The sequence below is a fragment of the Streptomyces sp. NPDC091416 genome (assembly GCF_044756845.1).
Classification (GTDB): Bacteria; Actinomycetota; Actinomycetes; order Streptomycetales; family Streptomycetaceae; genus Streptomyces.
Map to the genome: position 1 here is coordinate 171714 of NZ_JBIVTU010000004.1, position 19224 is coordinate 190937.

Annotated in this window: 17 protein-coding genes and 1 pseudogene; 15 read left to right on the forward strand and 3 right to left on the reverse strand. The window is 72.4% G+C overall.

Annotation, left to right across the window (positions count from 1 at the left end):
* Positions 1–68: 68 nt before the first annotated feature.
* The 9 genes from ACIQMX_RS14350 (at position 69) to ACIQMX_RS14390 (ending at position 11457) form a co-directional block, all read left to right on the forward strand.
* Positions 69–1349 carry a ricin-type beta-trefoil lectin domain protein gene (locus ACIQMX_RS14350; RefSeq protein WP_363074885.1) on the forward strand — a complete coding sequence of 427 codons (1281 nt, stop codon included), beginning with the start codon at positions 69–71 and terminating at the stop codon, positions 1347–1349.
* The gene (locus tag ACIQMX_RS14355; RefSeq protein WP_402477805.1) at positions 1349–2746 is read left to right on the forward strand and encodes a ricin-type beta-trefoil lectin domain protein; all 1398 of its coding nucleotides are present in this window, start codon (positions 1349–1351) and stop codon (positions 2744–2746) included. The genes ACIQMX_RS14350 and ACIQMX_RS14355 overlap by 1 nt, the downstream gene beginning before the upstream one ends.
* 317 nt (positions 2747–3063) lie before the next feature.
* Complete coding sequence (locus ACIQMX_RS14360) at positions 3064–4632, forward strand: ABC transporter substrate-binding protein (RefSeq protein WP_363074881.1); 1569 nt, start codon at positions 3064–3066, stop codon at positions 4630–4632.
* Positions 4629–5582, forward strand: a complete 954-nt coding sequence (locus tag ACIQMX_RS14365) for an ABC transporter permease (RefSeq protein ID WP_363074879.1) — start codon at positions 4629–4631, stop codon at positions 5580–5582. The genes ACIQMX_RS14360 and ACIQMX_RS14365 overlap by 4 nt, the downstream gene beginning before the upstream one ends.
* Positions 5579–6469: an ABC transporter permease gene (locus ACIQMX_RS14370; protein ID WP_402477809.1), complete on the forward strand. Its 891-nt coding sequence runs from the start codon at positions 5579–5581 to the stop codon at positions 6467–6469. Before ACIQMX_RS14365 ends, ACIQMX_RS14370 begins: the two co-directional genes overlap by 4 nt.
* Entirely contained in the window at positions 6466–7563 is a 1098-nt protein-coding gene (locus tag ACIQMX_RS14375) for an ABC transporter ATP-binding protein (RefSeq protein ID WP_402477812.1), read from the forward strand. The genes ACIQMX_RS14370 and ACIQMX_RS14375 overlap by 4 nt, the downstream gene beginning before the upstream one ends.
* Positions 7564–7637: 74 nt before the next feature.
* On the forward strand, positions 7638–8594 hold the full coding sequence (locus ACIQMX_RS14380; RefSeq protein ID WP_402478464.1) for an ABC transporter ATP-binding protein: 957 nt from the start codon (positions 7638–7640) through the stop codon (positions 8592–8594).
* Between the two features lie 95 nt (positions 8595–8689).
* Positions 8690–10555 (forward strand): gamma-glutamyltransferase family protein, encoded by a 1866-nt coding sequence (locus tag ACIQMX_RS14385; RefSeq protein WP_402477815.1) that lies wholly within the window; start codon positions 8690–8692, stop codon positions 10553–10555.
* Positions 10556–10629: 74 nt separating this feature from the next.
* A complete protein-coding gene (locus ACIQMX_RS14390; RefSeq protein ID WP_363074873.1) occupies positions 10630–11457 on the forward strand; it encodes an inositol monophosphatase family protein in 828 nt (275 codons plus the stop codon).
* Positions 11458–11469: 12 nt separating this feature from the next.
* On the opposite strand, the gene ACIQMX_RS14395 is transcribed toward ACIQMX_RS14390, so the two are convergent.
* Complete coding sequence (locus ACIQMX_RS14395; RefSeq protein ID WP_363074871.1) at positions 11470–12324, reverse strand: SDR family NAD(P)-dependent oxidoreductase; 855 nt, start codon at positions 12322–12324, stop codon at positions 11470–11472.
* Positions 12325–12414: 90 nt separating this feature from the next.
* On the opposite strand from ACIQMX_RS14395, the gene ACIQMX_RS14400 reads away from it, so the two are divergent.
* On the forward strand, positions 12415–12846 hold the full coding sequence (locus tag ACIQMX_RS14400) for a MarR family transcriptional regulator (RefSeq protein WP_363074869.1): 432 nt from the start codon (positions 12415–12417) through the stop codon (positions 12844–12846).
* Here the strand turns inward: ACIQMX_RS14400 and ACIQMX_RS14405 are convergent.
* Positions 12834–13643, reverse strand: coding sequence for a nucleotidyltransferase domain-containing protein (locus ACIQMX_RS14405; RefSeq protein ID WP_402478467.1), 810 nt, complete (start codon positions 13641–13643; stop codon positions 12834–12836). The two genes, ACIQMX_RS14400 and ACIQMX_RS14405, sit on opposite strands and share 13 nt — an antisense overlap.
* A 186-nt stretch (positions 13644–13829) precedes the next feature.
* On the opposite strand from ACIQMX_RS14405, the gene ACIQMX_RS14410 reads away from it, so the two are divergent.
* Both ACIQMX_RS14410 and ACIQMX_RS14415 read left to right on the forward strand, forming a co-directional pair.
* On the forward strand, positions 13830–15263 hold the full coding sequence (locus ACIQMX_RS14410) for an NAD(P)/FAD-dependent oxidoreductase (protein ID WP_363074867.1): 1434 nt from the start codon (positions 13830–13832) through the stop codon (positions 15261–15263).
* 56 nt (positions 15264–15319) lie between these two features.
* Positions 15320–15858: pseudogene (locus ACIQMX_RS14415) on the forward strand (O-acetyl-ADP-ribose deacetylase).
* A gap of 39 nt (positions 15859–15897) precedes the next feature.
* Here the strand turns inward: ACIQMX_RS14415 and ACIQMX_RS14420 are convergent.
* Entirely contained in the window at positions 15898–16206 is a 309-nt protein-coding gene (locus ACIQMX_RS14420) for a UBP-type zinc finger domain-containing protein (RefSeq protein ID WP_402477819.1), read from the reverse strand.
* 335 nt (positions 16207–16541) lie between these two features.
* On the opposite strand from ACIQMX_RS14420, the gene ACIQMX_RS14425 reads away from it, so the two are divergent.
* The 3 genes from ACIQMX_RS14425 to ACIQMX_RS14435 all read left to right on the forward strand — a co-directional run bounded on the left by ACIQMX_RS14425 (position 16542) and on the right by ACIQMX_RS14435 (position 19125).
* Positions 16542–17012, forward strand: a complete 471-nt coding sequence (locus ACIQMX_RS14425; protein WP_363074861.1) for a hypothetical protein — start codon at positions 16542–16544, stop codon at positions 17010–17012.
* Positions 17013–17116: 104 nt separating this feature from the next.
* Positions 17117–18604, forward strand: coding sequence for an AlkA N-terminal domain-containing protein (locus ACIQMX_RS14430; RefSeq protein ID WP_402477822.1), 1488 nt, complete (start codon positions 17117–17119; stop codon positions 18602–18604).
* Positions 18601–19125 carry a methylated-DNA--[protein]-cysteine S-methyltransferase gene (locus ACIQMX_RS14435; RefSeq protein WP_363074857.1) on the forward strand — a complete coding sequence of 175 codons (525 nt, stop codon included), beginning with the start codon at positions 18601–18603 and terminating at the stop codon, positions 19123–19125. The genes ACIQMX_RS14430 and ACIQMX_RS14435 overlap by 4 nt, the downstream gene beginning before the upstream one ends.
* Positions 19126–19224: the final 99 nt, after the last annotated feature.

Genomic DNA, 19224 nt, shown 5'->3' on the forward strand with positions numbered 1-19224 from the left:
CATGCGTATGTCTGTCATATGCATGACAGATTCCCCTTCCTCCCCCTCATACACCGGAAGGGAGAGTCATGGACTCCCCACGCCGTACGCGGCGCCTGCTGCACTCCGTACTCTCGGTTCTCACCCTCGCGCTGGTCACGACGGCCCTCGCGGGTGGCGGCCCCGCTCCCGCGTCCGCCGCCACGACGTCCGAAACAGCGGCCGCGGCCGCCGTCACGACGTTCTCCGACGAGTTCGACGGCTCCGCCGGCTCGGCCGTCAACGGCAGCAAGTGGCAGATCGAGACCGGCGACAACGTCAACAACCATGAGCGGCAGTACTACACGGCCGGAAACAGCAACGCAGCGCTGGACGGCCAGGGCCATCTGGTCATCACCGCGCGCAAGGAGAACCCGAACAACTACCAGTGCTGGTACGGCACCTGCCAGTACACCTCGGCCCGGCTGAACACCTCCGGGAAGTTCACCCAGACCTACGGTCACGTCGAGGCGCGGATGAAGATCCCGCGCGGCCAGGGCATGTGGCCCGCCTTCTGGATGCTCGGCGACGACATCGGACAGGTCGGCTGGCCCAACTCCGGCGAGATCGACATCATGGAGAACGTCGGATTCGAACCCTCCACCGTCCACGGCACCCTGCACGGACCCGGCTACTCCGGTTCCGCCGGCATCGGCGCGGGATACACCCTTCCGAACGGGCAGGCCTTCGCCGACGCCTTTCACACCTTCGCCATCGACTGGGCCCCGAACTCGGTGACCTGGTCCGTCGACGGCAACGTCTACCAGCACCGCACGCCCGCCGACACCGGCGGCAACACGTGGGCCTTCAACAAGCCCTTCTTCCTCATCCTCAACCTCGCGGTCGGCGGCTACTGGCCGGGTGACCCCGACGGCAACACCGCCTTCCCCCAGCAGCTCGTTGTCGACCACGTGCGTGTCACCACCAGCGACACGCAGCAGCCGGAGACGGGCGGCCGGATCACCGGCCTGGCCGGCAAGTGCGTGGACGTCGCCGCCGCGAACAGCGCCAACGGCACCCCGGTCCAGCTCTACGACTGCAACGGCACCAACGCCCAGAAGTGGAGCGTGAACGCGGACGGCACGATCCGGGCCCTCGGCAAGTGCCTCGACGTGGCATCGGGCGGCACGGCCGACGGCACCGTCGTCCAGTTGTGGGACTGCAACGGCTCCGCGGCCCAGCGCTGGGCCGTCAGCGGAGCGCGCGACATCGTCAATCCGCAGGCGGACAAGTGCCTGGACGTCGTCGGGAACAGCTCGGCCAACGGGGCGCGGCTACAGATCTGGACCTGCACCGGTGCGGCCAACCAGAAGTGGACGGTGAACAGTTGATGGGCGCTCACTTCGTGGGCGGACGCGCTCCGGCTCTCCGTGGCGTGCTCGGTGCCGGGGCGGCGGCGGCGCTGCTGGCCGGTCTGACCGGCTCGCCCGCCCTCGGCGCCGCCGCGGCGACGGGGCAGATCACCGGCCTGGCCTCCAAGTGTATGGACGTCGCCGCCGCGAGCAGCGCCAACGGCACTCCGGTGCAGCTCTACGACTGCAACGGCACCAACGCCCAGCAGTGGAACGTGGGTTCGGACGGAAGCATCAAGGCCCTCGGCAAGTGTCTGGATGTGACCTCGGCCGGAACGGCGAACGGCACCACGGTCCAGCTCTGGGACTGCAACGGCTCCGCGGCCCAGCGCTGGACCGTCACCGCAGCCCACGACATCGTCAATCCGCAGGCGGACAAGTGCCTGGACGCCACCGGCAACAGTTCGGCCAACGGCACGCGGCTCCAGATCTGGACGTGCACCGGGGCCGCCAACCAGAAGTGGACCGCGCCGGGCGGCGGGGGAGACCCGACGACGCCGCCCGCCGGGGCGATGGCCGTCGCCCCGTACCTCTACAACGGCTGGGGCAGCCCGCCCAGCCCGACCACCGTCATGAACGCCACCGGCGTCAAGTGGTTCACCCTCGCCTTCGTCCTCAGCAACGGCTACTGCAACCCGCAGTGGGACGGCGGCAGACCGCTGACCGGGGGCGTCGACCAGCAGACCATCAACACCGTCCGGGGCGCGGGCGGCGATGTCATCCCGTCCTTCGGCGGCTGGAGCGGCAACAAGCTGGAGAGCTCCTGCTCCAGCGCGGGCGAGCTGGCCGCCGCGTACCAGAAGGTCATCAACGCCTACGGGCTCAAGGCGATCGACATCGACATCGAGGCCGAGGCGTACGACAGCGCCACCGTCCAGCAGCGCACGGTCGACGCGCTGAAGAAGGTCAAGGCCGACAACCCCGGGATCAAGGTCTACGTCACCTTCGGCACCGGACAGAACGGCCCCGACGACAGCCTGATCCGCAAGGCCTCCGCGTCCGGACTGACCGTCGACAGCTGGACGATCATGCCGTTCAACTTCGGCGGGGCGGGCCAGAACATGGGCAACCTCACCGTCAGCGCGGCCGAAGGGCTGAAGAACACGGTCAAGAGCGCCTACGGCTACTCGGACGACCAGGCCTACCGGCACACCGGCATCTCCTCGATGAACGGCATCACGGACAACAGCGAGACCGTCACGGTCGCGGACTTCCGCACCATCCTCGGCTACGCGCAGCAGCGGCACCTGGCCCGGCTGACCTTCTGGTCGGTCAACCGGGACCGTCCCTGCACCGGCGGCGGAGCGGACACCTGCTCGGGCGTCTCCCAGCAGCCCTGGGACTTCACGAAGGTGTTCGCCCAGTACGCGGGCTGACCGCCCGGCGGTACGTGCCCGAGCGCGCCCGTCTCGCGGTCGCGGGCGTCCGGCTGGTTCAGCGGGCCTGTGACGGAGCGGGCGCGCAGAGTTGCCCTCTCGTCACGCAGGGCTGATCACGGGGGTGCGGAGCGGCGTCTTCACGCCTTCTGCACCCCCGTTATCCGATCGTCAGTAAAAACCGTCCGCTATGTGGGCAGGCCTCTTGCCTTGCGGACTGTATGCGAAATACGGTCTGCGATATTCCCTGATCACCCCTTGGCGGGAGGTAGGCCCTCGTGCGCCGAAAAGCGGTTGCCCTGGTGGCGGTTGCATTGGTGTCCTTCACTTCGGGCTGCGCGTCGCTGCAGTCCTCGGCGACCGAGGTCGGCGGTGTACGCAAAACCGACGACCGGTCCGTACGCGACGGCGGGACACTCACCGTCGCTCTCAACTCGGACCCGGACAAACTCGACCCGACGCTCGCCCAGACCCTCGTCGGCCGCACGGTCTTCGCGGGCATGTGCGAGAAGCTCTACGACATCGACGAGGACGGGGTCGTCGTGCCGCAGCTCGCTGCCGCACTGCCCGTCACCTCGCCCGACGGCCGCACCGTCACCCTGAAGGTGCGCCCCGGACTGAAGTTCAGCGACGGCACCCGGCTCGACGCCGCCGCGGTCGTCACCTCGCTGCTGCGCCACCGCGACCTCCCCGGATCCGCCCGCGGTACGGAGCTGGCACCCGTCACCTCCATCGAGGCCACCGGCTCCGACACGGTACGGATGAGGCTCAAGCAGCCCTACGTACCGCTCACCGGCGTCCTCGCCGACCGGGCCGGGATGGTGATGTCACCGGCCGCGCTCAAGAAGTACGGGAAGAACTTCACGAACCACCCGTCCTGCGTCGGCCCCTTCCGCTTCGTCGAGCGCGTGGGCGGCGACCGGATCGTGCTGAAGAAGGACCCGAACTACTACGACGCGGACCAGGTCCACCTCGACGGCGTCGTCTACAAGCCCATCCCCGACGGAAACGTCCGGCTCGCCAACCTGCGCTCCGGCGACCTCCAGGTCGGCGACCAGATGGGCCCCGTCGACGTGCAGAGCTCCCTCACCGAGCCCAAGCTCCAGCTCTTCAACTCGCCCTCGCTCGGCTACCAGGGCATCGGCCTCAACGTCGGCAACGTGAACGGTCTCGGACAGAAACCGGGGAAGCTCGACACCCCCATCGCCCGGGACGTGCGCGTCCGTGAGGCCTTCGAGCTCGCGATCGACCGCGACACCCTCAACGAGGTCGTCTTCCAGGGCATGTACGAACCGGCCTGCGGCCCCATCTCGCCGCAGTCCGCACTCGCCCCCGGCGTCAAGCCCGAGGACTGCCCCAAGCGCGACATCGCCAAGGCGAAGAGGCTGCTGAAGGAGGCGGGCGTGAAGACCCCGCTGAAGATCGAGCTGAAGACCTCCACCACCCCGGAGCAGGGCCGGGTCGGGCAGGTCCTCCAGGCCATGGTCAAGGAGGCCGGATTCGACCTGTCGCTGCGGCCCACCGAGTACGCCACCATGCTCTCCGAGACCGACGCCGGGAACTACGACGTCTTCACCAGCGGCTGGTCCGGCCGGCTCGACCCGGACGGCAACGTCTCCAACTTCCTCAAGACCGCCGGCGCCATGAACGCCTACGGCCTCGGCGACCCCGCGATCGACAAGCTGATCGCCGAGGGACGCACCGTCGCCGACCCTGCCCGGCGCACCGAGATCTACGACGAGCTCACCCGCCGCGTGCAGGACGCCCACACGCTGATCTACCTCTACCGGCAGAAGAACTACGTCGTCGCCACCAAGGACGTCGCGGGCATCCGCGTCTACGGCGACGGACTGGTCCGGGTCACGAATGCGGGGTACACCCGATGACGAAATACCTGCTGACGCGGTTGCGCCAGTCCCTCATCACCCTCTTCCTGGTCTCCATCGTGGTGTTCGCCGGCATCCGGGCACTGCCCGGCGACCCGGCGCTCGCCCTGGCCGGTGAGGAGCGCAGTCCCGAGGCGCTCGCCGCGATCCGCGAGGCGTACGGGCTCAACGACAACATCGTCGTGCAGTACGCCCGGTTCATCGGCCACGCCCTCACCGGCGACCTGGGCAACTCCTCCCGCACCGGGCTGCCGGTCGCCGACGCCATCGGACAGGCCCTTCCCGTCACGCTGGAACTGGCCGCGCTGTCCCTGCTGCTCGCCGTGGTCCTCGGCATCGGCGCCGGAGTCGTCGCCGCCGTGCGGCGCGGGAAGCCCGAGGAGTGGATCGCCAACGTCATCGCCCTGATCGGGCTCTCCATCCCGACGTTCTGGCTGGGCATCGTGCTGGTCCTCGGCTTCGCCATCGCGATCCCGGTGTTCGCCGCCTCCGGTTACGTCCCCTTCGGCACGGACCCGGTCGACAACCTGCGCCGCATGGTGCTGCCCGCGATCGTGCTCGGCTCCGGTCTCGCCGCCGTCGTGATGCGCCAGACCCGGGCGGCGATGCTCGACTCGCTCTCCGCCGACTACGTACGCACCGCCCGCGCCAAGGGACTGTCGAAACGGTCCGTCGTCGGCGGGCACGCGCTGCGCAACTCGCTCGTCACCGTCGTCACCGTGCTCGGGCTCCAGCTCGGACACCTGATCTCCGGCGCCGTCGTCACCGAGCAGATCTTCGTCCTGCCCGGCTTCGGCAAGCTCACCATCGACGCCGTCTTCACCCGTGACTACGCGACGCTGCAGGCCGTGGTGCTCTGCACCTCCGCCGCGTACATCCTCATCAATCTGCTGGTCGACGTGGTCTATTCGGTCATCGACCCGCGCATCCGGCTCGGAGGTGCCCGGTGACCACAGCGACCCCACTGCTCCCCACCGTCCCGCAGACCGCGAAGCGGCGCACCGGCAACGGACGGCTGCGCGCCCTGCGCAGGAACCGGCTGGCCATGACCGGCGGCATCATCGCCGCCGTCTTCATCCTGGCCGCCCTCCTCGCCCCGCTGATCGCCCCGTACGACCCCTCCCAGCCGGACTTCGGGAACGTCCTCGCCGAACCCGGCGCGGCGCACTGGCTCGGCACCGACGACCTGGGGCGCGACCAGCTGTCCCGCATCGTGTTCGGGGCGCGCGCCTCCATGCAGGTCGGCCTCGTCGCCGTGGTGCTGGCGTTCGTGATCGGCGTACCGCTCGGCCTGGTCGGCGGCTACTACGGGAAGTTCGCCGACGGCGCCATCTCCCGGCTCACCGACACCATGCTGGCGTTCCCGTTCCTGGTGCTCGCCGTCGGGCTCGCCGCGATCCTCGGCCCGTCGCTGACCAACGCGACGATCGCCATCGGCATCTCGCAGATCCCCGCCGTCATCCGCATCACCCGGGCCGAGACGCTGCGGCTCAAGCACGTCGACTACGTCGGTGCGGCCATCGCCAACGGCGGCGGCGACGGGACCGTGCTCTTCCGGCACATCCTGCCCAACGCCACCTCCGCCCTGATCGTCCAGGCGACCGTCGGCATCCCCGCCGCCATCATCGGCGAGGCGCTCCTCAGCTTCCTGGGCCTCGGCGTCCAGCCGCCCGACCCGTCCCTCGGCGTGATGCTCTCCGGCGCCCAGTCCTTCCTGGCCCCCGCACCCTGGCTCGCCGTCTTCCCCGGCCTGGCGATCGTCGCGGCGACCCTGGCCTTCAACCTGCTCGGCGACGGACTGCGTGACGTCCTCGACCCCCGTGGAGGGACCCGATGACCGAGACCGTTCCCGAACCCGTACGGAGCCGGGTGGGCGAGCCCGTCCTGAGCGTCCGCGACCTGTCGGTCTCCTTCCGCTCCGCCACCCGCACCGTGCACGCCGTCGACGGAGTCTCCTACGACCTGCACCCCGGCGAGGTCCTCGCCGTCGTGGGGGAGTCCGGCTGCGGCAAGTCCGTCACCTCCATGGCCGTGATGGGACTGCTCCCGCCCACGGCACACGTCGGCGGCTCCATCCGCGTCGGCGGCCGGGAACTCGTCGGCGCGCCGGAGAAGGAGCTCCAGAAGATCCGCGGCAAGGACATCGCCATGATCTTCCAGGAGCCGATGACCTCGCTGAACCCGGTCCTCACCATCGGCCGGCAGATCGGCGAGGTGCTCCGCAGGCACCAGGGGCTGAGCCGCAAGGAGGCCAGGGAGCGGTCCGTGGACCTCCTCGACCTGGTCGGCATCCCCGCCCCGCGCAGCCGCATCGACGAGTACCCGCACCAGCTCTCCGGCGGCATGCGCCAGCGCGTCATGATCGCGATCGCGGTCGCCTGCGACCCCTCGGTCCTCATCGCCGACGAACCGACCACCGCGCTCGACGTCACCGTGCAGGCCGGCATCCTGGAAGTCCTCCAGTCGCTGCGCGAACGCCTCGGCACCGCGATCGTCCTGGTCACGCACGACCTCGGCGTCGTCGCCGACGCGGCCGACCGGGTTCTCGTGATGTACGCCGGGCGCTCCGTCGAAGAGGCCCCCGTCCACGACCTGTTCGCCGCCGCCCGGCACCCGTACACCCGCGGGCTGCTCGGCGCCGTCCTGCGCCCCGGCGGCGAGGGCAAGCGCCGGCTGCCCGAGATCCCCGGACTGGTGCCGAGCCTCGACAGCCAGCCCGACGCCTGCACCTTCGCCCCGCGGTGCAGCCGCGCCGACGACCGCTGTACGGGCGGGCGCCCGGGCTTCGTGTCCGTCGGCCCCAAGCCCGGGACGGACGCCGCCCACCGGGCGGCGTGCTGGCACCCGTACGCCGCCGACGAGGCATCCGACACCCTCACGGCCACCCCCGCCACCGAGCCCGCGCGACCCGACCAGGAGGCCGGAGAGTGACCGCAGCACAGACCGTCCCCGCCCCGCGCGAGAGCGCCGAGGACCAGCAGCAGCCCGTGCTGCGGATCGACTCGATGGAGCGGCACTTCGCCGCGTCCGGCGGCGGCACCGTCCGCGCCGTCGACGGCGTCTCGATCACCGTCGGCCGCGGCGAGGTCGTCGGCCTCGTCGGGGAGTCCGGCAGCGGCAAGTCGACCGTCGGCCGCTGCGCCGTACGCCTCGACGAGCCCACCGGCGGCACCGTCCACATCAACGGCACCGACATCACCCACCTGTCCCGCCGTGCCGTGCGCCCGCTGCGCAAGGACTTCCACCTGGTCTTCCAGGACCCCTCGTCCTCGCTCGACCCGCGCATGACCATCGGCCGGATCATCGCCGAACCGATCACACTGCACCGCCGCGCCCGCGGCGGCGCCGTCCGCGAACGGGTCGAGCAGCTCCTGGCCCAGGTCGGACTGCGCCCCGAGCACGCCGACCGGCACCCGCACGAGCTCTCCGGCGGTCAGCGCCAGCGCGTCTCCATCGCCCGCGCGCTCTCCTGCGACCCCGATCTCGTCGTCGCGGACGAACCGACCTCCGCGCTCGACGTCTCCGTGCAGGCCTCCGTCCTCAACCTCCTCGCCGACCTCCAGCGCGACCGCGGCTTCGGCTGCCTGTTCATCACGCACGACCTGGCCGCCGTCGAGTTCCTCGCCGACCGCATCGCCGTGATGTACCTCGGCCAGATCGTCGAACAGGCCCCCACCGCCGAGCTGTTCGCCGACCCCAAGCACCCCTACACCCAGGCACTGCTCTCCGCCGCGCCCGTGCCCGATCCGGTGCTCCAGCGCTCCCGCGAGCGCATCGTGCTCCACGGCGAGCTCCCCAGCCCGCTGGACCCCCCGCCCGGCTGCCGCTTCCACACCCGCTGCCCGCTCGCCACCGAAAGGTGCCGCACCGAGGTCCCCGTCCTGCGGGAGCTGCCCGGCGGCCGGCAGGTCTCCTGCCACCTCGTCGACGACGACGGCACCACCCCGGACGCGGCCGCCTGACCCCGTACGGGAGGCGGGCCCCGTTCCCCGGGCCCGCCTCCCGTACGTACGATCCGCACACGAACCGCAGAACGCCGCAGCAAGGAGCCGCACCCGTGTTCACCACCCGGCCCACCCTCCAGGGCACCTTCGGCATGGTGTCCTCCACCCACTGGCTCGCCTCGCAGTCCGCGATGGCGGTCCTGGAGGACGGCGGCAACGCCTACGACGCCGCCGTCGCCGCCGGATTCGTCCTGCACGTCGTCGAACCGCACCTCAACGGCCCGGCCGGCGAGGTGCCGATGATCCTCGCGCCCCGCGACGGGGACGTCCGGGTCCTCTGCGGCCAGGGCCCGGCCCCCGCCGGCGCGACGGTCGCCCACTACCGCGCGCTCGGCCTCGACCTCGTCCCCGGCACCGGACCGCTCGCCGCGGCCGTACCCGGGGCCTTCGACGCCTGGATGACGCTGCTGCGCGACCACGGCACCAAGACCGTCGCCGAGGTGCTGCGGTACGCCATCGGTTACGCCGAGGACGGCCACGCACCCGTCGAACGCGTCGGCCAGACCGTCGAGACCGTCCGCGAGCTCTTCGAGACCGAGTGGCAGTCCTCCGCCGACGTCTACCTCCCGGGCGGGAAGTCCCCGGCCCCCGGGGAGCTCTTCCGCAACCCCGCCCTCGCCGCGACCTGGCGCCGCCTGATCGCCGAGGCCGAGGAGACCGGCGGCGACGACCGCACCGCGCAGATCGAGGCGGCCCGCGCGATCTGGCGCGAGGGTTTCATCGCCGAGGCCCTGGTCCGCCAAGCGGCCGTCCCCACCATGGACACCAGCGGCACCCGCCACACCGGCACGCTCACCGCCGCCGACCTGGCCGGCTGGTCCGCGTCGTACGAGGCCCCCGTCACGTACGACTGGAACGGCTGGACGCTGGCCAAGGCCGGCGGCTGGAGCCAGGGCCCGGCCTTCCTCCAGCAGCTCGCGCTGCTCCCCGCCGAACTGCCGGCCTACGGCTCCGCGGAGTACGTCCACCTGCTCATCGAGGGCTGCAAGCTCGCCATGGCCGACCGGGAGGCGTGGTACGGCGACGCCGCCGAGGTCCCGCTCACCGCGCTGCTCTCCGAGCCGTACAACGCCGCCCGCCGTGCGCTGGTCACCGACGAGGCCTCGCACGAGCTCCGCCCCGGCAGCCCCGACGGCCGCACCCCCGTCCTCAGCGAGCACGCCCACGCAGTCGCCGCCGGTGAGGCCGGCTTCGACGCCATGGGCATACCGGCCGCCGGCGTCGGTGAGCCCACGGTCGCGAAGGAAGGCGCCGGCGAGCCGACGGTCACCGCGGACCGCGCGGGCGAGCCGGCCGTCGCCAAGGACGGGGCGACCCGAGGCGACACCTGTCACGTCGACGTCGTCGACTGCTGGGGCAACATGGTCTCCGCCACCCCCAGCGGCGGCTGGCTCCAGTCGAACCCGGTCGTGCCCGAACTCGGCTTCCCGCTCGGCACCCGCCTCCAGATGGCCTGGCTGGACGAGGGCCTGCCGAACTCCCTCACCCCGGGCCGCCGCCCCCGCACCACCCTCACCCCGTCCCTCGCCCTGCGCGACGGCGTCCCGGTGATGGCCTTCGGCACCCCGGGCGGTGACCAGCAGGACCAGTGGCAGCTGCACTTCTTCCTGGCCGTCGCCCTGCGCGCCGAGGTCCGGGGCGGCCTCGACCTCCAGGGCGCCATCGATGCCCCGAACTGGCACAACGACAGCTTCCCCGGTTCCTTCTTCCCCCGGAGGATGCGCCCGGGCAGCGTCACCGTCGAGGAGGCCATGGACCCCGGGGTCGTCGCCGAACTGCGCCGGCGCGGTCATGACGTCACGGTCGGCGACCCGTGGTCCGAGGGCCGGATGTGCGCGGTCGCCCGCGACCCGGAGACCGGGGTGCTGTCCGCGGCGGCTAACCCGCGGGGCATGCAGGGGTACGCGGTCGGGCGCTGACCGGCCACCGGCCGGTCACGTCCCCGTCATGACCAGGTCGTCGGCGTCCGGACAGCCCGTGCTTAGCTGGGGGCATGATCGATGACTTCCTTGCCGGGGACCTGACCGAGGTCGAGGCGGCGGTCCGCGCAGCGGCCGCCGCCGAGATCATGCCGCGCTACCGCCGGCTCGCCGCCGCCGAGATCATCGAGAAGAACGGTCCGCACGACCTCGTGACCACCGCGGACCGGCTCGCGGAGGAACACCTCACCGCCTCCCTGAGCCGGCTCCTGCCCGGTTCCGTCGTCGTCGGCGAGGAGGCGGTCCACGCCGACCCGAAGGTGTACGAGGCGCTGGGCGGCGAGGCCCCCGTGTGGATCGTCGACCCGGTCGACGGCACCCGCCAGTTCGTCCGCGGCGAGCCGGGGTTCTGCACCCTGGTCGCCCTGGCCCACCGGGGCGAACTGCTGGCCTCCTGGACGTACGCCGCCGCCCTGGACGAGATGGCCGTGGCCGTCCGCGGCCGCGGAGCCACGCTCAACGGCGCCGCGATACGCTCCGGCTCGCCCGCGCCCGACGCCGTACTGCGGGTGGCGATGTCGCACCCCGACTACACGACCGACGCACAGAAGCGGGCCCTGCTCGGCCTGCGCACCGAGGACATCGACGCCCGCCCCTGCGGCTCGGCCGGCCTCGAGTACCTCGCCGTGGCCCGCGGCGCACTCGACGCCCTGGCCTTCAACTGGGAGTACGCCTGGGACCACGCGGCGGGGCTCCTCCTGGTCACCGAGGCGGGCGGTGCCCAGGCCACGCTGTCCGGCGTGCCGTTCCGTATCGCCGGCGGCAACGACCTGCCCTTCACGGCAGCCCGGGACCGTGCGACGGCCGACCGCGTCCTGGCCGCGCTGCGCACCGCGGCCTGAGCGGGCGGGGCCTCAGGCCAGCAGGGCGCGGGTCAGTGCGGCGAGACGCCCGCGCGCCTGCGGGTCGTACGCCTGTGCGTGGGCGGCCGTCTCCGCGAACCGGTCGAAGTAGCGGCCGCTGACCTCGGCCAGCGCCGGGTCGGTGATGAGCCGCACCGTCGGGCGGACGCCCTCCTCCACCGGGACCGCAGGCGTCAGCCCGTACGCCCGCACACCCTCGGTGTCCATCAGATGGGCCGGGTGCAGGGCGTTGAACGTGACCCCGCTGCCGGGTGCGCCGGCCGCGGCCAGGTCGAACGTCGACATGATCATCGCCAGCTTGCTCCGGCAGTACGCCTCCAGGCCCTCGTAGCCGCGTTCCATCATGACGTCGTCGAAGTCGATGGGCGACTGCCCCACCGAAGCCACCTGGACCACCCGTGCCGGGGCCGACGCGGAGAGCAGCGGAAGCAGTTCGCCGACCAGCAGACAGGGCGTCAGGTAGTTGACGGCGAACCGCAGTTCATGGCCCTGTGCGCTCACCTCGCGACGCAGCGGCTCGGCGCCTCCACCGGCCACCGCGTTGTTGACCAGCACGTCCAGCCGCGGCTCGGCCGCCCGGACGGCGGCGGCCAGCGAGCGGACCTGGTCCAGGTCGGCGAGGTCGGCCAGATAGGTGCGGACCTCCGCGCGCCCGCCGGAGACCGCCCGGACCTCGGCGGCGGCCCGGTCCAGCCGCTCCTTGTTCCGGCCGTGCAGGAGCAGGGTCGCGCCGCGGCCCGCCAGATCGCGGGCGAGGTGGAGGCCGAGGCCCTGGGTGGCGCCGGTGATGAGGACGGTTCCGCCGTAGTGGGCGGGTGCATGACTGTGCTCGGCTTGAGTATCCATGGGCTGAGTTATATCAAGACGTTGATTCAACTTCCATGCCTGTCTCATGCCCGGACCCTGCCATGTGCGCATGGCTGTACGCTCGCGAGCATGGGAATGACCGCCGGCGACCGTCTCGGCGCGGACATCAAACGCGCAGAGCAAACCCTCATGGCAGCCAAGAGCGCCGCGCTGAAAGGCGCCGGGCTGACCGTCGCGCAGTATGCGGCCCTCTTCGCGCTCGCCGACCATCCGGGCATGTCGGGTGCGGCACTGGCCCGGGTCTGTCTGGTGACGCCGCAGGCGATGGCCGCGGTACTGAAGCACCTGGAGGAGCGCGGCCTGATCGTCAGGTCCGTCCATCCCTGGCACCAGAAGATGCTGGAGACACGCCTGACGGAGGCCGGATCCGAGGCGCTGCGTCTCGCCGACGCCCAGGCGGTGCGGATCGAACGCCGCATGGCGGACGAGTTCAGCCCGCAGGAACGTGACACGCTGCGCGAGCTGCTCGCCCGCTGCGTCACGGCCATTCAGCGGGACTGAGGCCCCCGGGCCCGTACGGCCCGGCCCCGAAGGACCTCGCGTACCTCCCGTACGACCGCATCCGCCGTCTCCACGGCCGGGGCGTCCAGCCCCGTGAGCGCCTCGCCCACCCGCGCCGCGAAGTCCGCGGGCGTGTCCGGCAGGGCCGCGGCGGCGGCCAGCGCGCCCTTCTCGTTCAGGCACCAGGTGCGGTGATGGGCGTGCAGCGACTGGGCGAGGACGCCGAACGCCCGGGACAGGCAGAGCGAGACATGGAGCCGGTCACCGCCCGGTGCCGACTTGCGGGCCGCCGCGACCGAGAACTCCGCCTCCCAGGCCGCCTCGGCGAGTGCCTCGCGCAGCGGCTCCGGATAGTCGTACGTCTGCTGCTGAAGTGCCGTCAACTCGCCTTGCGGGTCGGCGAGTACGCGACCCAGGGCGACCTCGCCCGGATAGGCGGGGGACCAGAAGCCCAGCGGATGACCGGGCTGGACGCCCACCTCGAAACGGCCCCGGCGGCAATCAGACCAGACCGCCTCGACCCGGTCCAGATCGCGCAGGATCCAGTCGACCGGAACACCGTCCACCCGCAGCCACGCCCCGCCGTTCACCCACGGCCCCCAGCCGCCCGGCCCGGCCACCTCGACCGGTGAGCCCTGGAACGCGGACGCCAGCGCGGTCAGCGCGGCGAGGTCCGGCGCGCCCCGGTAGTAGAGGCCCAGATCCCAGTCCGAACCGGGCCGGTGGGTGCCGCGGGCCCGGCTGCCGCCGAGCGCGACGGCACGGATGCCCGGCACCGCGGTCAGCCGCTCCGCCATGGCGTCGATTCTCCGCCGCAGCGCGGATTCCTCCGCTCCCGGGGAGGCGGCGGCGGGCGGGTCCGGGCGCTCCGGGCGGGCGGGGTCGGGAGTATTCATCGGACGGGCACCGTACCCGCCCCCGAACCGTCGGCGCCTGCGAATATCCTGGGCTCTCAGACCGTCGGCTGACAAAGGAGTCCGAAGGTGCCGTCGATGCTCGATGCCGTCGTCGTGGGGGCGGGCCCCAACGGACTGACCGCCGCAGTCGAACTGGCCCGCCGTGGCTTCGCCGTGGAGGTCTTCGAGGCCGGGGAGACCGTCGGCGGCGGAGCCCGTACCGAAGAACTCACCCTGCCGGGCTTCCGGCACGACCCCTGCTCCGCGGTCCATCCACTGGGCATCGGCTCACCCGCCTTCGGCGCGATGCCGCTCGCGAAGCACGGCCTGGAGTGGCTGCAGCCGCCGCTGGCCCTGGCCCACCCGTTCCCGGACGGTTCCGCGGCCGTGCTGGCCACGTCGGTCGGGGAGACGGCCATGGCGCTCGGACCGCGGGACGCCGGGGCCTACCGCAGACTCCTCGCGCCCTTCCTGGGCCACTGGGACGCGCTCGCCCAGGACTTCCTGCGCACCCCGTGGGACGGGCTGCCCCGGGATCCGTACCGCTGGGCGCGCTTCGGGCTCGACGCGATCCAGCCCGCCACACTCCTGTCCCGCCGCTTCCGCGACGAGAAGGCCCGGGGCCTGTTCGCCGGACTCGCCGCCCACGCCATAGCCCCCACCAGCGGCCTCGCCACCGGCGGCATCGCCCTGCTCTTCGCGCTCGCCGCGCACGAGAAGGGCTGGCCGGTGCCGCGCGGCGGCTCGCAGGCCATCTCCGACGCCCTCGCCTCGTACCTGCGGGAGCAGGGCGGCACCATCCGTACGGGCACGGAGGTCAAGCGGCTGGACGAACTGCCGCCGGCCCGTGCGTACATCTTCGACACCTCACCGACCGCGCTCGCCCGGATCGCCGGTCTGGGCAACGCCTACCGGGACTACCGCTACGGCGCCTCCTGCTTCAAGATCGACTACGCGCTGTCGGGCCCCGTTCCCTGGACCGCCGAGGAGGCCCGCCGGGCCGGCACGGTCCACATCGGCCCCACGGCCGGAGAGATCGACACCGCGCTGCGCGCCGCGGTGACCGGCCGGGACCCGAGCGTGCCCTTCCTCATCACCGCGCAGCCCAGCCTCACCGACCCGTCCCGAGCCCCCGAGGGCAAGCAGGTCTTCTGGGTGTACGGACATGTTCCGGCGGGCTGGGAAGGTGACGCCACCGACGTCATCGAACGCCAACTGGAGCGGTTCGCCCCCGGTTTCCGCGACATCGTCCTCGCCCGCGCGGTGACGGGCCCGCCCCAGCTCGCGGTGCGCAACGCGAACTACGTCGACGGTGACATCGCCTGCGGTGCCTTCGCCGGGCTGCAGACCGTGATCCGCCCCAGGCTCGCCCGGGTTCCGTACGCGACCGCGCATCCGTCCGTCTACATCTGCTCGTCGGCGACCCCGCCCGGTCCGGGCGTGCACGGCATGTCGGGTCACCACGCGGCGAAGGCGGTGTGGCGGCGGTTGCGCCGATCGGGGCCGTCCGGCGGCCGTTGACATCCATCGCGTGCGGTCGGCCGCCACGGACCCGCGGACCACGGCATGATGGCCGGATGCGCACACCTTCCGCCGTCACCGTCACCCTCGTACGGGGCGACATCACCCAGCAGTCCGTCGACGCCGTCGTCAACGCCGCGAACTCCTCCCTGCTCGGCGGCGGCGGGGTGGACGGCGCGATCCATCGCAGGGGCGGCCCCGAAATCCTGGCCGCCTGCCGGGAGTTGCGCGCATCGAAGTACGGCAAGGGGCTGCGCACGGGCCGGGCCGTCGCCACCACCGCCGGAAAGCTCGACGCCCGCTGGGTCGTGCACACGGTCGGCCCGGTCTGGAGCAGCGCCGAGGACCGCTCGGGCCTGCTGGAGTCCTGCTACCGCGAAGCGCTGCGTGTCGCCGCGGAGTTGGGGCGCGCACCGTCGCCTTTCCCGCGATCTCCACGGGCATCTACGGCTGGCCGATGGACGACGGCGCCCGCATCGCCGTCCGCACCGTGCTGGCGGAGGCATCGGCGCCCGTCGAGGAGGTGCGGTTCGTGCTCTTCGACGCGCACGCGTACGTGGAGTTCCAGGAGGCGCTGGCGGCGGCGCGGGGCTGACAGCGGGTGGACGAATACCGCAAGGACGGCCGGCCGCGCTCATCCCGCCCGGGCGGGTCCGACGCCGTCGACGTCGAAGGTCACCTGGTCCTCGTAGCACCACCACCAGGTCTCGCCGGGCTCGTAGGAGCGGATGAGAGGGTGCCCCGTGGCCTCATGGTGAGCGGTGGCGTGCCGGTTGCGGGAGGAATCGCAGCAGCCGACCTGCCCACAGCTCTGGCACTCGCGAAGATGCACCCAGGTGTCGCCCAGCGCGACGCACTGCGGGCATGAGTCGGGGCTGTCCGGGGTGACGCGCCCGACCTGGTCCAGATGCGAACAGATCGACGCGGACGACGCGTCCGTCATGAGGGCTCTCCCTTGCTCTTCCGCGCGGCGCGGGGCCCGGCCCGGGTGCGGTCGCGGAGCCGGCGAGGCCCGGTGCCGTCCACGCGGCGGCGGAGTCGGGCGGTGGAGTTCACTCAAGCCTCTCACCGCGACGTGGTCTGTCAACTCATGACCCGCACGCGGACGGCGAGAGGGATTCCGCCCCCGTGGAATCCGATGCCCGCCCGGCGCGGCCCCGGAAATCGGATCTGTGCCGTGGCGGCGCTTCGGCCGCCGTCGTGTCGGGCACGGTACTGCCACGACACCCGTCCCCGTACCGGCGCCCGGAAGCCTGCGCCCGGCCAGGAGAGCAGATCATGACAGCCACCGTCCTCGCCGTCCTCGGTACGCTGCTCGGGGCGATCGTCACCGGCACCTTCCAGCACATGGCGGCCGGCCGTGCCGAGCGCGCGGCCGCCACCGCACAAGTACGCCGCGACCGGCTCGACGCCGTGACGACACTCGCCGCGGCCGGCTCCGACCACCGGCGGGCCCTGTGGATGCGCGGGGAGGCCCTGCTGCGCGGCGCCGACGAGGCCGAGCGGGAGGAGCTGCGCGCCAGGTCCCACGCCACCCGCTCCGCGATCACCCGCCCCCTGGTCGCGCTGCGGCTCCTGGTGCCGGAACCGGCCGTCCACATCAGCGCGCAGGCGATGGTCGTCGCCACGTACGACATGGTCGATGCCGCCACGGACCGGGAAGGACTCACCGCCGCACAGGACGCCGCACGGGCCGCGCACGACCGATTCATCGACGCCGCCGCCGCGTACTTCGCCGCCACCACCTGACCGGCCCGGTAACCACCGGCCGACGGACACGGACCGGTCCGCGGCGCGAGGCTGATGTCGGATTCTCGCCAGCCGAGGCCCCGGCCGTGGCCCATGCTGGAACCATGCACACCGACACCGAGCGCTGCGTGCGGGCCGTCCAGTCCAAGGACGCCCGTTTCGACGGATGGTTCTTCACCGCGGTCCTGACCACCCGGATCTACTGCCGCCCGAGCTGCCCCGTCGTGCCGCCCAAGGTCGAGAACATGAGCTTCTACCCGAGCGCCGCCGCCTGCCAGCAGGCCGGGTTCCGGGCCTGCAAGCGGTGCCGGCCCGACACGAGCCCCGGATCACCCGAGTGGAACGCCCGCGCCGACTCCGTGGCCCGCGCGATGCGCCTCATCCGGGACGGGGTCGTCGACCGGGAAGGCGTCCCCGGCCTGGCCACCCGGCTCGGGTACTCGGCCCGCCAGATCGAGCGCCAGCTGCTCGCCGAGCTGGGCGCCGGACCCCTCGCGCTGGCCCGGGCGCAGCGGGCGCAGACCGCGCGGGTGCTCATCGAGACGACCGGGCTGCCCATGGCCGAGGTCGCCTTCGCAGCCGGGTTCGCCTCGATCCGCACGTTCAACGACACCGTCCGCGAGGTCTTCGCCCTCGCCCCGGGGGAGTTGCGCAGCCGCGCCTCCCGGTCGGCCCGGCCGCCGGCCACACCCGGGGTGATAGCGCTGCGGCTGCCGTACCGTGCCCCGCTCAACCCCAGCAACCTCTTCGGGCACCTCGCCGCGACGGCCGTCCCCGGAGTCGAGGAGTGGCGCGACGGGGCCTACCGCCGCACGCTCGACCTGCCGCACGGGCACGGAATCGTCGCCCTCACCCCGCACCCCGACCACATCGCCTGCCGGCTCGCGCTCACCGACCCGCGCGACCTCACCCTGGCCATCAGCCGGTGCCGCTGGCTGCTGGACCTGGACGCCGACCCGGTGGCCGTCGACGAGCAGCTGCGCGCCGATCCGCTGCTGGCCCCGCTGGTCGACAAGGACCCCGGTCGCCGGGTGCCGAGGACCGTCGACGGTGCGGAGTTCGCCGTCCGTGCCGTGCTCGGCCAGCAGGTGTCCACCGCCGCCGCCCGTACCCACGCGGCCCGGCTGGTCACGGCCCACGGCACTCCCGTCGACGACCCGGAGGGCGGGCTCACCCATCTCTTCCCGGCACCCCGGGAACTGGCCGGACTCGACCCCGAGCAGCTCGCCCTGCCCCGCAGCCGCCGCCGTACCCTCACCACGCTCGTCGGTGCCCTGGCGGACGGCACGCTGCGCCTGGGCACCGACACCGACTGGGAGAAGGCCCGGGCCGAACTGAACGCCCTGCCCGGATTCGGCCCCTGGACCGTCGAGGTCATCGCCATGCGGGCGCTCGGCGACCCGGACGCCTTCCTGCCGACGGACCTCGGTATCCGGCGGGCCGCCGAGCAGCTCGGCCTGCCGTCGACACCGGCCGCGCTCACGGCACGCGCGGCGGGCTGGCGGCCGTGGCGGGCCTATGCCGTGCAGTACCTGTGGACCGCCGACGACCACCCCATCAACCGCCTTCCCGCACAAGGAAGTTCCTCGTGACCACGACACGTGCCACCACCGCGCCCCGGCAGCACACGGTGATCGACAGTCCGTACGGCCCGCTGACCCTGGTCGCCACCGACCGGGTCCTCGCCGGTCTCTACATGACGGGCCAGCGCCACCGGCCGCCCGAGGAGACCTTCGGCGAGCCCGACGCGGGCCCCTTCGACGCGGCGGTGGAGCAGCTGGAGGCCTACTTCGCCGGTGAGCTGCGGGAGTTCGACCTCCCGCTGGACCTCGCCGGTACCCCGTTCCAGCGCTCCGTCTGGGCCGAGCTCCTGCGGATCCCGTACGGCGAGACCCGTACCTACGGCGAACTGGCCGAGAACCTCGGCAAGCCCGGCGCCTCGCGCGCGGTGGGGCTGGCCAACGGCAAGAACCCGGTGGGCATCATCGTGCCGTGCCACCGGGTGATCGGGGCCTCGGGGAGCCTCACCGGATACGGCGGCGGCCTCGACCGCAAGCAGCGGCTGCTCGCCTTCGAGAACGGTACGGAGGACAGCACCCCGGCGCTTTTCTGAGAACCCCACGGGGGACCGTACGGCCCATTCGTGTACGGCTCATCCGTACGGCGAAGGGCTCCGCGCAGACCACACGCGGAGCCCTTCGCCCGTCCTCCG

Excerpts from the sequence above, each read along its gene's own strand:
- ACIQMX_RS14350 (WP_363074885.1), top strand. The coding sequence starts at position 69 with ATGGACTCCCCACGCCGTACGCGGCGCCTGCTGCACTCCGTACTCTCG.
- ACIQMX_RS14355 (WP_402477805.1), top strand. The coding sequence starts at position 1,349 with ATGGGCGCTCACTTCGTGGGCGGACGCGCTCCGGCTCTCCGTGGCGTG.
- ACIQMX_RS14380 (WP_402478464.1), top strand. The coding sequence starts at position 7,638 with ATGGAGCGGCACTTCGCCGCGTCCGGCGGCGGCACCGTCCGCGCCGTC.
- ACIQMX_RS14430 (WP_402477822.1), top strand. The coding sequence starts at position 17,117 with ATGCACACCGACACCGAGCGCTGCGTGCGGGCCGTCCAGTCCAAGGAC.
- ACIQMX_RS14425 (WP_363074861.1), top strand. The coding sequence starts at position 16,542 with ATGACAGCCACCGTCCTCGCCGTCCTCGGTACGCTGCTCGGGGCGATC.
- ACIQMX_RS14365 (WP_363074879.1), top strand. The coding sequence starts at position 4,629 with ATGACGAAATACCTGCTGACGCGGTTGCGCCAGTCCCTCATCACCCTC.
- ACIQMX_RS14400 (WP_363074869.1), top strand. The coding sequence starts at position 12,415 with ATGGGAATGACCGCCGGCGACCGTCTCGGCGCGGACATCAAACGCGCA.
- ACIQMX_RS14390 (WP_363074873.1), top strand. The coding sequence starts at position 10,630 with ATGATCGATGACTTCCTTGCCGGGGACCTGACCGAGGTCGAGGCGGCG.
- ACIQMX_RS14420 (WP_402477819.1), bottom strand. The coding sequence starts at position 16,206 with ATGACGGACGCGTCGTCCGCGTCGATCTGTTCGCATCTGGACCAGGTC.
- ACIQMX_RS14395 (WP_363074871.1), bottom strand. The coding sequence starts at position 12,324 with ATGGATACTCAAGCCGAGCACAGTCATGCACCCGCCCACTACGGCGGA.
- ACIQMX_RS14405 (WP_402478467.1), bottom strand. The coding sequence starts at position 13,643 with ATGGCGGAGCGGCTGACCGCGGTGCCGGGCATCCGTGCCGTCGCGCTC.
- ACIQMX_RS14375 (WP_402477812.1), top strand. The coding sequence starts at position 6,466 with ATGACCGAGACCGTTCCCGAACCCGTACGGAGCCGGGTGGGCGAGCCC.